Origin of the sequence: Candidatus Binatus sp. (genome assembly GCF_030646925.1) — a bacterium.
Taxonomy (GTDB): Bacteria; Desulfobacterota; Binatia; order Binatales; family Binataceae; genus Binatus.
Map to the genome: position 1 here is coordinate 25,718 of NZ_JAUSKL010000058.1, position 12,630 is coordinate 38,347.

The 12,630-nt window shown below is 61.2% G+C and carries 8 protein-coding genes; 4 read left to right on the forward strand and 4 right to left on the reverse strand.

The annotated features are described in order from the left end of the window. Positions 1 to 17: 17 nt before the first annotated feature. From gltB to Q7S58_RS08965, 3 genes are all read right to left on the reverse strand, one after another. The gene (gene gltB / locus Q7S58_RS08955; protein WP_304823749.1) at positions 18 to 4,574 is read right to left on the reverse strand and encodes a glutamate synthase large subunit; all 4,557 of its coding nucleotides are present in this window, start codon (positions 4,572 to 4,574) and stop codon (positions 18 to 20) included. Continuing rightward, positions 4,574 to 5,137: an Lrp/AsnC family transcriptional regulator gene (locus Q7S58_RS08960; protein WP_304823752.1), complete on the reverse strand. Its 564-nt coding sequence runs from the start codon at positions 5,135 to 5,137 to the stop codon at positions 4,574 to 4,576. Before Q7S58_RS08960 ends, gltB begins: the two co-directional genes overlap by 1 nt. A 228-nt stretch (positions 5,138 to 5,365) precedes the next feature. Next, positions 5,366 to 6,100 (reverse strand): YkgJ family cysteine cluster protein, encoded by a 735-nt coding sequence (locus tag Q7S58_RS08965; protein ID WP_304823755.1) that lies wholly within the window; start codon positions 6,098 to 6,100, stop codon positions 5,366 to 5,368. Positions 6,101 to 6,544: 444 nt separating this feature from the next. On the opposite strand from Q7S58_RS08965, the gene Q7S58_RS08970 reads away from it, so the two are divergent. Next, positions 6,545 to 7,735: an acyl-CoA dehydrogenase family protein gene (locus Q7S58_RS08970; RefSeq protein WP_304823758.1), complete on the forward strand. Its 1,191-nt coding sequence runs from the start codon at positions 6,545 to 6,547 to the stop codon at positions 7,733 to 7,735. A 151-nt stretch (positions 7,736 to 7,886) separates the two neighbouring features. Then, positions 7,887 to 9,224, forward strand: coding sequence for an ammonium transporter (locus tag Q7S58_RS08975; protein WP_304823761.1), 1,338 nt, complete (start codon positions 7,887 to 7,889; stop codon positions 9,222 to 9,224). A 23-nt stretch (positions 9,225 to 9,247) separates the two neighbouring features. Here the strand turns inward: Q7S58_RS08975 and Q7S58_RS08980 are convergent, their stop codons facing one another. Then, positions 9,248 to 9,493 carry a hypothetical protein gene (locus Q7S58_RS08980; protein WP_304823764.1) on the reverse strand — a complete coding sequence of 82 codons (246 nt, stop codon included), beginning with the start codon at positions 9,491 to 9,493 and terminating at the stop codon, positions 9,248 to 9,250. 175 nt (positions 9,494 to 9,668) lie between these two features. Between Q7S58_RS08980 and Q7S58_RS08985 the strand changes: the two genes are divergently transcribed. Beyond that, positions 9,669 to 12,047, forward strand: a complete 2,379-nt coding sequence (locus Q7S58_RS08985) for an AsmA family protein (RefSeq protein ID WP_304823767.1) — start codon at positions 9,669 to 9,671, stop codon at positions 12,045 to 12,047. A gap of 32 nt (positions 12,048 to 12,079) precedes the next feature. Then, complete coding sequence (locus Q7S58_RS08990; protein ID WP_304823770.1) at positions 12,080 to 12,616, forward strand: mismatch-specific DNA-glycosylase; 537 nt, start codon at positions 12,080 to 12,082, stop codon at positions 12,614 to 12,616. The last annotated feature ends 14 nt before the right edge of the window (positions 12,617 to 12,630 follow it).

Below are 12,630 nucleotides of genomic sequence, written 5' to 3' on the forward strand. Positions count from 1 at the left end.
GTTTCGCTCGCGCATGCTCAAACGGCGGCGAGCCGCGCGAGGTCCGAATTCATATTGAGATGCTGCCGTTCGAGCACCATTCGATACTCAGTAGGTAGTACTTTCACGAATCTCAGTGAGTAGTCACTCCAATTATCAAGTATTCGATGCGCGACAGCGCTATCTGTATATTGATGATGCCGCACGATTAATGCGTGCAGTTGTTTGAGCTCATCGGGATTGCCGATCGGTCCCAGCTCGACCATCCCGGTGTTGCAGCGGGTCGAAAAGCTGCCGTCCTCGTCGAGGACGTAGGCAACACCGCCGCTCATGCCGGCCGCGAAATTGCGACCGGTCTTGCCGAGCACGACGACCAGTCCGCGCGTCATGTATTCGCATCCGTGATCGCCGACTCCCTCGACCACCGTGTGCGCGCCGCTATTGCGGACTGCGAAGCGCTCGCCCGCGACGCCCCGAACAAACGCTTCTCCGCCGGTTGCGCCGTAGAGCGCGACGTTACCGATGATGATGTTCTCCTCGGCCTTGAAAGTTGCGGCGCGCGGCGGCTTCACTGAGATGAATCCCCCCGAGAGGCCCTTGCCGAAATAATCGTTCGCGTCGCCTTCGAGATAAAGCGCGACGCCGGGCGCCAGCCATGCCCCGAAGCTCTGGCCCGCCGAACCCGTCAGCCGCACCTGGATTGTGTACGGCGGCAGGCCTTCGGCGTGGAACCGGCGCGATACTTCCGCCGAGAGCATCGTGCCGACTGTGCGGTTCACGTTGCGAATCGGCAGCTCGATTTCAACCGGTGCGCGATGCTCCAATGCGGGTTTCGCCAGCTCGATAATTTGATTGTCGAGTGCGGCCTCGAGTTTGTGATCCTGAGATTCGACGCAATGTAGCGGCTCGTCGGCGGGGACATCGGGACGGCGCAGGATGCCGCTCAAATCGATGTGGCGCGCTTTCCAATGTTTGATCGCGTCGTTGGAATCCAGGCATTCGACGTGTCCGATCATTTCGTCCAGCGTGCGGAAACCCAACTGCGCCATGTATTCGCGCAATTCGTCCGCGATGAACATCATGAGGTTCACGACGTGTTCGGGCTTGCCTTCGAACTTCTCGCGCAGTTTCGGATCCTGCGTCGCGATGCCGACCGGACAAGTATTCAGATGGCAGACGCGCATCATGATGCATCCCGACGCGACCAGCGCGGCGCTCGCGAAACCAAATTCCTCGGCGCCAAGCAGCGCTGCGATCGCAACGTCGCGGCCAGTCTTGAGCTGGCCGTCTGTCTCGACGCGAATCCGTCCGCGGAGACTGTTCATCACGAGGATCTGCTGCGTTTCGGCGAGGCCCAGTTCCCACGGGATGCCCGCGTGCTTGATCGATTGCAGCGGCGACGCGCCGGTGCCGCCATCGTAGCCGCTGATCAGCACGACGTCGGCCTTGGCCTTCGCGACCCCGGCCGCGATGGTGCCGACGCCGACCTCGGCGACGAGCTTCACGCTGACGCGCGCGCGATCGTTCGAATTCTTGAGATCGTGAATCAGTTGCGCGAGATCCTCGATCGAGTAGATATCGTGATGAGGCGGCGGCGAAATCAGTCCGACGCCGGGCGTCGAGTAGCGAATCTTCGCGATGAAATCGTCCACCTTGTGGCCGGGAAGTTGTCCGCCTTCGCCGGGCTTCGCGCCCTGCGCCATCTTGATTTGCAGTTCGTCGGCGTTGACCAGGTAGTGACTGGTGACGCCGAAACGCGCCGATGCGACCTGCTTGATCGCGCTGCGGCGCCAATCGCCATTGGCGTCGCGCTCGAAGCGCGCGGGATCTTCGCCGCCCTCGCCGGTGTTGCTCTTGCCGCCGATTCGGTTCATCGCGATTGCGAGGTTCTCGTGCGCTTCCTTGCCGATCGATCCGAACGACATCGCGCCGGTCTTGAAGCGCTTTACGATTTCCGACGCCGGCTCGACGTCTTCGATCGGCACGGGCGGGCGATCGGTTTTGAACTTGAGCAGGGAGCGGAGCGTCGCGAGCGTGCGGCTCTGTTCATCGACGGCTTTCGTGTAGTCCTTGAACAACCGGTAGTTGCCCGATCGCACGCTATGCTGCAGCTTGGCGATGGTGTTCGGATTGTACATGTGGAACTCGCCGCGCCGCCGCCACTGATACTGCCCGCCGACGTCGAGTTCGCCGTCTAGGTTGAGCGCGACCTTGAATGCATAGGCGTGTCGCTCGGCAGTTTCCCTGGCGATTGCGTCGAGGCCGATTCCGCCGACGCGCGACGGCGTCCAACTGAAGTACTTGTCGATTACATCTTTCGAGAGGCCGATCGCTTCGAAGATCTGCGCGCCGCGATAGCTTTGCGTCGTCGAGATTCCCATCTTCGATGCGACCTTGGTGATGCTCTTGCCGACCGCCTTAACGAAATTGTGAACTGCGGTTTCTTCGTCGATGTCGCGCAGCCGATCGTCACGAATCATCCCGGCCATCGTCGCGAATGCGAGATACGGATTGACCGCGCCTGCGCCGTAACCGATCAGCAGACAGAAGTGCATCGCTTCGCGCGGCTCTCCTGATTCGACGACCAGGCCGACGCGGGTGCGGGTGCCCGCGCGAATCAGATGATGATGTACCGCACCGGTCGCGAGCAGCGCCGGAATCGCCGCGTACTTTGCATTCACGCCGCGATCGGACAGCACGATGATGGTGTAGCCGGCGTCGATCGCCGCCGACGCGTCGCGGCAAAGTGTGTCGAGCGCCTCGCGCAGCGCCGTTTCGCCGCCATCGACAAGGTACACGGTGGGCAGCGTGATCGTGCGCAAGCCGTCGGTCGAAAGGCGCTTGATCCTTTCGAGTTCCTCGTTGGTAAGGATTGGCTGCGGCAAACGAAGCTGGCGGCAGTGGAGCGCGGACTCTTCGAACAGGTTCTGCTCGGCGCCGATCGTGGTTTCGGTCGAGGTGACCAGTTCCTCGCGGATCGGATCGATCGGCGGATTGGTGACCTGCGCGAACAGTTGCTTGAAATAATTGTAGAGTAGCTGCGGCTTGTTCGAGAGCACGGCGAGCGGCGTATCGGTGCCCATCGATCCGACCGGCTCCTGGCCGTTGGTCGCCATCGGCGCGAGGATCATTTTCAGATCCTCGATCGTGTAGCCGAACGACTGCTGCTGCGCGAGCAAATCGCCTTCTTCGAAGCCATCGACGGGCGGCGCACTTTTCGCTTCCGGCAACGACTCGAGGCTGACCAGACTCTGCTCGAGCCAATCGCGATAAGGCTGGCGCGACGAGATCGATTCCTTGAGTTCGTGATCCTGCACGATTCGGCCGAGCGAGGTATCGACCAGGAACATGCGGCCAGGCTGCAGGCGACCCTTGAGCGCTACATTCTCGGGCGCGATATCCAGCACACCGGTTTCCGACGCCATCACGACCAGCCCGTCTTTGGTAACGGTGTAGCGCGAGGGGCGGAGTCCGTTGCGATCGAGCACCGCGCCGATCCTGATTCCGTCGGTGAAGGCGATCGAGGCGGGGCCGTCCCACGGTTCCATCAAGCATGAATGGAACTGATAGAACGCGCGCTTGCTGGCGCTCATCTGCGAATCGTTCTGCCACGCCTCGGGGATCATCATCATCACAGCGTGCGGCAGCGAGCGGCCGGTGCGCACGAGCAGTTCGAGGCAGTTGTCGAACGTCGCGGAATCGCTGCCGTTGGGCTCGACGATCGGCAAGAGCTTCTTGATGTCGTCACCGAAGAGCGGCGACGAGAAAAGTTTTTCGCGCGCGTGCATCCAGTTGATATTGCCGCGCAGGGTGTTGATTTCGCCGTTGTGCGACATGAATCGATACGGATGCGCGCGATCCCAGCTCGGAAAAGTGTTGGTCGAGAACCGCTGATGGATCATCGCGAGCGCGGTTTTGACTTCGGGATCGCGCAGGTCGGTGAAGAAATTCGGAAGCTGAGTCGAGATGAGCTGGCCCTTATAAATGACCGTCAGAGGCGAGAGGCTGCAGAAGTAAAATAGTTCCGAATCGTCGAGATCGAGCTTGAGCGCCTCCGCGGTGGCGCGCTTGCGAATCACGAACAGCTTGCGATCGAAGGCCTCGACGTCATTCAGATCCGCGCTGCGGCCGATGAAGACCTGGCGAATCGAAGGCAGCCCGCGCCGCGCGATCTCGCCGCATTCCGATTCGACGATTGGCACGTCGCGCCACCCGAGCAGGCGCTGTCCTTCCCCCGCGACGATTCGCTCGAACGCGTCGATACAGCGCGCGCGCTTGGCGGAATCCATCGGCAGAAAAACCTGGCCGACACCGTATTCGCCGGGCGCGGGCAATTTGAACCCGAGCCGAAGCGCCTCTTTCGAGAAAAACTCGTGCGGGATTTGCAGCAGGATTCCAGCGCCGTCGCCCGACCGCGGATCGCATCCGCACGCGCCGCGATGAGTCAGATTGTCGAGCACCTCGAGCCCTTTGGCGACGATATCGTGCGAGCGCACTCCCTTGATATTGACGACGAAGCCGACTCCGCAGGCGTCGTGTTCGTACGCGGGATCGTAGAGTCCCTGCTTTTTTGGAATGCTCTTCGCGTTGTGCATTATGAACTCCGTCTCGCATCGGGAAGCGCCGATTTCGCGGAGCCGTGACGATGACGCCGGCCGTTGGACGGCTCCTGCGACTCGCCGTTGGCGTGAACCGCGATCAGCCCGCGCTCCGTATGCGTTGAAAGCACCACCATCGTTTCGGTCCGCGCCACTCCCTCGATCGAGCGGATCGCGCTGATGAGCCGCTCGAGCGACGAAGTGTTGTCGGTTTTCACTTTCAGCAGCACGGTGTGCTGGCCGGTGACGTGGTGGCATTCGAGGACGTCGTCGAGCATCGCGACCGCATCTTCGAACAGCGCGATCGTCTTTGGATGCGCGATCGAGACGCCGATGAACGCGCCGACATCCTTGCCGAGCCGCGTGGCGTCCACCGAGGCGTGGTAGCCGGTGATAATTCCGCAGTCTTCGAGCTTTTTTACGCGCTCGTTGACCGAAGGCGCGGAGAGCCCGACCTGTTCGCCCAATTTGACGAGCGGAATTCGGCCATGTTCCTGCAGGATATTGAGAATCTGCAGGTCAATAGCGTCCAGCTCGGGGGAATCTCCGCCGAATTTCATAAGGCAATCCTCTTGGGGTAGCGCCGAACATAAGACGGGATGCTATTCGTGTCAAGGGTTTGTAAGGATAAATGTGCTTTAGAGGATCATTTAGTAAGGTTTGAGATTTGCCCACCGAGTAAGCATCGGCCGAAACCGGCCTCGGGCATAGGATCGAGAGGCCGTGCAAGCGCATTACCCATTGCAAGCGCACAGCAAATGCCTAAGCACCGGCACTCGCGCAAATCGCTATGGTCGAGACACTTCGCTCGGCGAATAGCCGAGACTGATTGCCAGCATCACTGCAGCCGACGCGAGGATCGCCGGATTCGGCTCGTCGCAAATCAGCTTCGAGAGAACTGTAAGATGCTGCGCGACGGTCCTTGCGTCGTTGTCGCGGGCGCATCCGAGTGAATCGGGATCGAAGATCGCATCGATCAGCGGATTTGGATCGTATCCGGATTCGGCGAGCGCCTCGCGCACTGCCACGCGCCAGAACTCGCGCGGCTCGATACGGTCGAAGTCGGTGAGCCAATAGATTCGCGCGCGAAATTTCGGCAGCAACTCGCGGTATCGCGCATTCGCTTCGAGATGCGGCGCGACCTCCTGCGACGCGAGGAAATCGTCCACCGTGCCGATGCCTCCATACACGCCCCGCGAACCTTGCGCTGGTTCGAGTGTGATGACGCGATCATCATCACCGTCGCCGACGCGCTCGATACCAAGCGGATAGAGGCGGCAGGCAAGCGGACGTCCGCGATGCAGGCCGCATCGCACGCCGTCGAGCGCGACGCATCCACGGTGATCGATGAATTTGAGAATCGAGCCGCGCCGAATCGTGTAGCGCGCGATCGCCTCGCCGGTGGTGATTTGCATCGCGCGCGCGATTCGCAGCACGTCGTACGGCGAAATCGTGATCACCTTGTCATGGCAGCATCGCCCGCAGGCGTTGCAAGCATACGAGAATGCGCTATTACGGTTCATGGTCGCGTCCGGCTATAGTACATTCAGGCGCCGATCAGACCCATGCAGATATCGTTGGAATTCAGACTCCCGGCCCGCGTCAGGAAGAAGGGCAAGTGGTTCATCTCGTCATGCGACTCTTTGGACCTGCACTCGCAGGGGCAAACGCGCGAGCAGGCTGAGATCAATCTGCGTGACGCGCTAGCGACGTTTCTAACCAGTTGCTACCAGCGCGGGACTTTGGATGCCGTGATCCGGGAAGCCCGTTTTGTTCCAGTTGCTTCAACCGCTACGCAAGGTGCCCCTCCGGCAGCCCTCCGCTCGGGATGACGGAGGGGGCAGCTAAGAATCGGGCGGACTCTTGCTCCGCACGCGCAAGGGGCGCTACTCAAGAGAGACCAGCCCGGAGCGCGCGATCAATCAACCGCATCGACCCCGACTGGCGCGATCGACGGAGAGTGCTCGATGGATTTCACATGGTCTGCTGAACAAGATGCGTATCGGATGCAGGTGCGCAATTGGCTCGAAGAAAACCGTCCGCGATCGCTCGGCCCGCGCGGCGAGGATCCCGATGCGAGCGGCGATGAGGAAAACTGGCAGCGGCTGAAGACGTGGCACAAAAAGCTCTACGCCGCGGGATGGGCCGGCCTCACCTGGCCCAAGGAATACGGCGGGCGCGGCGCGACGTTCATCGAGCAGTTGATCTTCAACCAGGAACTGGGGCGCCTCAACCTGCCGATGGGATGCAACGTGCTGGGCGTGATCATGAGCGGGCCCGCGCTGATGCAGTGGGGTACCGACGAGCAGAAAAAGCGCTACCTGCAGCCGATTCTCGCGGGCGACGAAATCTGGTGCGAGGGCATGTCGGAGCCGGGCGCGGGCTCGGACCTCGCGTCGATTCAGTGCCGCGCCGAGTTGAAAGGTGACGAGTTTATCGTCAACGGGCAGAAGGTCTGGACGACGACCGCGCATCGCTCGCACTTCTGCCAGTTGTTCGTGCGGACCGACCCCGAAGCGCCGAAGCATAAGGGGATGAGCGCGCTGATCGTCGATATGCACAGCCCGGGCGTGACCGTGCGTCCGCTCAAGCAGATCACCGGCGAATCGGAATTCAACGAGATTTTTTTCGAAGACGCGCGCGTGCCGAAAGAAAATTTGCTCGGCCCGATCAACATGGGATGGCAGGTGCTGGTCGCGACGCTGATGCATGAGCGATTCGGTATCGGCGAGACGCTCGGCGGCACCGAGCAAGTGCTGCAGCAACTCGTGCAGATCGCCAGGGCGGCGCAGGTCAACGGACGGCCTGCGATCGAAGACAAGGACATCCGCCAGCAGATCGCGCAGTTCGCGATCGAAACGACCGCCAAGAAATACAACGGGCTCCGCAGTCTGTCGAAGCGCCTCAAGGGGCAACAGCCCGGACCGGAGGCCTCGATCTCGAAGCTGCTTTCGACTGACCTCGGTCAACGGATGACGAAGTTTGTCACGCGGCTGCTGGGCGGCTACGCGATGCTGGAGCGGCGCTCGCCGTTCGCGCCGGACGGCGACTGGATGCGGCGAATCCTTGCGTCGGAATCGATGACGATCGCGGGCGGCACCTCGCCGGTGCAGAAAAACATGATCGGCGAGCGAATCCTGCAACTGCCCAAAGGCTGATATTTCGGCCAGTTGAATGTTTAAGAGGCGGTCCGGCGGGCCGCCTCTTTAAGTTTCGCAAGTTTTTTGCTCGGTACGGGTTGTATTTTGCATTCTTTTTGGGCAGTTGTTTGCCAACCAAGCAAAGACTGCGACCCTGGAGATTGCGACGATGACCCTTGCCAAATTCCGATCGCGCGTCAATTCGGTATTGCTCACGACTGGAGGCTATCTCGCTCTAGCCTCGCCCGCGGGCGCCGAAACCACCGCCGCGCCGACTATCGACGGCGCCGATACCGCGTGGCTGCTGGTTTCATCCGCGCTCGTGCTGATGATGACGATTCCGGGGCTCGCGCTCTTTTACGGCGGATTGGTGCGGCGTAAAAACGTGCTCTCGACCCTGATCCAGAGTTTCATACTGGTGGCGGTCGTATCGATCCAATGGGTGCTGTTCGGCTACAGCCTGGCGTTCGCACCGGGAACCGCGATCGTCGGCGGCCTCCAGTGGATCGGTCTGATGAACGTCAGCGCCGCGACGCCGTATGCGGATTACTCCGCCACCGTGCCGCACCAGGCGTACATGATCTATCAATGCATGTTCGCCGTGATCACGCCGGCATTGATCACCGGCGCAATCGCGGAGCGGATGTCGTTCAAAGGATTTCTGGTCTTCAGCATTCTCTGGGTCACGTTCATTTACGATCCGCTGGCGCATTGGGTGTGGGGCGTCGGCGGATGGATTCGGCAGATGGGCGTGCTCGATTTCGCGGGCGGTACCGTCGTACATATTTCATCGGGCGTCGCGGCGCTCGCGGCTGCCTTGGCGATCGGTCCGCGGCGGGGCTACGGGCATGAGCCGATGCGTCCGCACAATCTCACCATGGCGGTGACCGGCGCGGGACTGCTGTGGGTCGGATGGTTCGGCTTCAATGCCGGCAGTTCGTTGGCTGCCAACGGCCTCGCGGTGTCGGCCTTCGTCGCGACGCATCTCGGCGCTGCGTCGGCCACCATCTCGTGGCTCGCGATCGAGTGGTGGGTCGGCGGACGACCTACACTGCTCGGCGCGGCGAGCGGCGCGGTGGCGGGCCTGGTCGCGATCACGCCGGCCTCGGGATACGTCGGGCCGATGCCGGCAATCGTGATCGGCGGCGCGGCGGGACTGTTATGCTTCGGCGCGGTGCGAATGAAACAGCGATTTCATTATGACGACGCGCTCGACGTCGTCGGCGTTCACGCGATCGGCGGAATCTGGGGCGCGCTCGCAACCGGTCTGTTCGCCAGCGTTTTGGTCAATTCGGCGGGCGCCAACGGCCTCTTTTTCGGCAATCCGCGCCTGCTGATGGTGCAAGCGATCGCGGTCGTCGCGACGATAGTGTTTTCCTTCGTCGGAAGCACGGTGCTGCTGAAAGTCACCGATGCGCTGGTGGGAATCCGCGTGATCGACGAAGACGAGGAGATGGGCCTCGATCTAAGCCAGCACGAAGAGAGCGGCTACGCCTTCGAGGGATAGATTTGTTCGCAACGGCGCTGGCGCTAGCGCTGCATCGCCTGGAAAATGAACGGGCCCGCCTCGGCCATGATCTCGCCGACGATTTCGCCGAGCGGCTTGCTCGGCATCGCGAGCTTTTCGGTCAACGAGGTCATGACCCGCAAGTAGTGTTGCTTCATCTCGCCGCTGATGGTTTCGAGCCTTACTTGCTCCATCACCACGATGAAGCGGCGATGCATTTCGACAATTTCGATATCGGTGGGGTCGGTGAACTTCTTGTCGCGCGCCATTGATGCACCCGGTTGGATTCGTTGATTTAACATCGCCAGAATATCAGGCGGTGCGGCGTGGCTGAAACGACGCGCGCCCGGCGCCGTACCTTCGATGCCGCCAAGTTGCGACTCAGCCGTCGAATTGATAACGCCTCTTTGAACGGAGGAAGCCGCGATTATTGTGTCTGTGAGGATGCGCAGAATCCTGGTCTGGTCGGGCATCGTGGTCGGCGTTGTCCTCGCAATCGCGGGCTCGCTCACCACCTATGCATTCCTCAACCTAAGTTCGATCGTCGATTCTCATCAGCATCGCATTCTAAGCCGCGTCAGCGCGGCGCTGGGCCGCGCGATCACGGTCGAAAAAATCCAGGCGCGTGCCGGATGGGGCGTTTCGGTCGAGTTGACCAATCTCACTATCGCCGACGATCCGGCCTTCTCGAAAGATCCGTTTATTGTCGCCGACGAAGTATCAGCCGAGCTCGAGTTCATTCCGATTCTGAGGGGCGAGGTTAAAGTCCGACGCGTTGAATTCGTCAAAGCCGACATCCAGGTGCTGATGAACGCGACGGGCGATCTAAACCTGGATTCGCTCGGCTCAGAACCCGGCAATTCGGCGCATCAAGATAAACCGCATCACGCTAAACAAAGATCGGCGCTGGCTGACGTCACGATCGATTCGCTGAATATCGAGGACGGATCGATTTACTTCACCGATCTTGCCGAGCAGGGCGAGCCAATTGAAGCCGATCACGTCGAGTTTGAACTCAGCAACTTCAGCGCCACCGCGCCATTCGATGTCGAGATCAAGGCCTCGGTGCTCGGCGAGGACCGGAACGCGCGGGCTTCAGGCAAGGTTGGGCCGCTGCTCAAGCACGGCGTGGTCGACCTCTCTGCGTTGCCGCTGGACCTCAAGTTCACCTGCGATCTGATGAAGCTCGATCGAATCCGTCCGCTGATTGACGTTGGCGCGGGCATCCCGAAGCAGCTATCGATCCCGGACGCGTTTTCTGTGAACGGCATTGTCAAAGGATCGTGGGCGCAAATGCCTTTCACGATCGGCTCCGATCTGACCGCGCATCGCGTTGTGTACGCAGGTGCGCTTGGTAAGCCCGCTGGTACTCGGCTCGTGGTCAACGTCAGCGGAACGCTGACCAATCAGCTCAATGTGTCGAATGTGAAGGCAACGCTGGCTGCGCTCGAGTTGACCGCGACCAACATTTCCACCGCCGACGACCGGCCTCCGAGCGCGCAAATCGATACCAACAGGTTCAACCTCGCGAGCGTCGCTCCGAGCGTGACGCCGGTGGCAAGCTACGGCATCTCCGGCGCCGGCGAGCTTCACGGCAATTTGAAACTGATAGATCACGAGCCCGATCTCGACGGAGCGGTGACGCTGAAAGATGCGGCGATGAAGCCGGGGCCGTCGTGGCCTGCGATTTCGCATCTCAGCGGCGAGTTTCGCTTTCATCCCGGCGACGAGATCACCGAGAAAGCGACCTTCGCGATCGGGTCGTCGAATGCGTCGCTCGAAGCGCGCGTCGTCACACTGAATCCGCTGAGTGCCAGCTACACGATGCGCGCCGCGGCGTTGGATGTGGCTGATTTGTTGGGGAGCCAGCCGGCGAACGAGACGATCAATCAAATGGTGATCGCAGGTACCGCGGACGGCGCGTTGTCGGCGCCGCGGCTGAACGCAGAGATCAAGTCGCCCGAGGGCCAGCTCATCGGGATTCCCTATCGCAATCTCGATATCAGCGCCGCGTACAAGAAAGATCGGCTCGTCGCGACGCCGGTCAGGATGAATCTGCTCGACGGATCGCTCTCCGCGCAGATCGACGCGATGCTCGGCGCGAAGCCGCATTTCACGATCGCGTTCGTGATGAACAATCTCAATATCGAGCACGGATTGCGCTCGCAAAAGATCGGAGCGGCGGACACGGTTCACGGTTTTCTGAGCGGCAACGTGACGGCGTCCGGCGCCGGCTCGGCGTGGGAACGAATCAAGCCGACGCTGCGCGGTAGCGGCCGCCTCTCGCTCGCGAACGGCAAGTTGGTGGGCGTCAATATCGTGGCGGACGCGATCAACGCGGTCGCCGCGGCGCCCGGCGTCAGTCAGATCGTCAAGGTCGCCTTCACGCCCAGCCATCGCGACTTGCTGGTCGATCCGAATACGGAACTCCGGAGCGCGAGCATGAGTTTTCAACTGGTGGGCGATCGCTTCACGACGCATGATCTGACGGCGGAATCGCCGGACTACGGAATTCGCGGTGACGGATGGTTCGACATGGATAAAAATCTCGACATGGCGGCGGACATCCTGCTGACGTTCGGGATGCAGGTGCCGATTCCGGTCGGCGTGTCGGGAAAGCTGCCCGACGTTCGCGTGCTGCCGGATATTCCGATGCTGGCCGAGCACGTCGCGATCGGCGCAGTCACCGCGCCGGGGCGAATAATCGAGGGCGGCGTGAGCGCGGTCGGCACGCTGATCCGCGGCGGATCGTCGAGTGCCTCCAATTCGAATTCGTCGTCGATGCCGAATCCGCTCGACAGCATCAAAGGATGGTTTCGCTGAGACTTAATCGATCTTCCGATTCGCTACCGCACATGGCTCGTCTGCGCGACATCATTGAAGCCCGCCCGCGAATCCTGTTCGTTGGAATCAACCCGAGCCTTCGCTCCGAGCAGGTCGGGCACCATTTTGCCGGCCCGGGAAATCCATTCTGGCGCTTGCTGTATGCGTCGCGGCTGGTTCCGGTCGAACTGAAGCATGAGGAGGATACGCGTCTGCCGCAATTTGGATTGGCGCTCACCAATCTATGCTCTCGTGCGACGCGATCCGCCGCCGAACTGACTGCCGACGAGATGAATCGCGGCGCGCGCATGCTTCCGGCGAAGATTCGACGCGCGAATCCGCAGGTGGTCGCGTTCGTCGGCGTATCGATCTATCGCCGCTTGTTTGGAGCGGCGGCGAGCGCCGGCGCGGGTCTCAAACCCGAGACGATCGCCGCTGCACGCGTGTTCGTGCTGCCCAATCCGAGCGGGCTCAATGCGAGCTTCCCGGGCTTCAAGGACAAACTGGTCTGGTTCGAGGCGCTGCGCGAATTTGTGCGATCAGAATTTCCTGAGGCCCCGTCGAATTGAGTAGTTGCGATTAG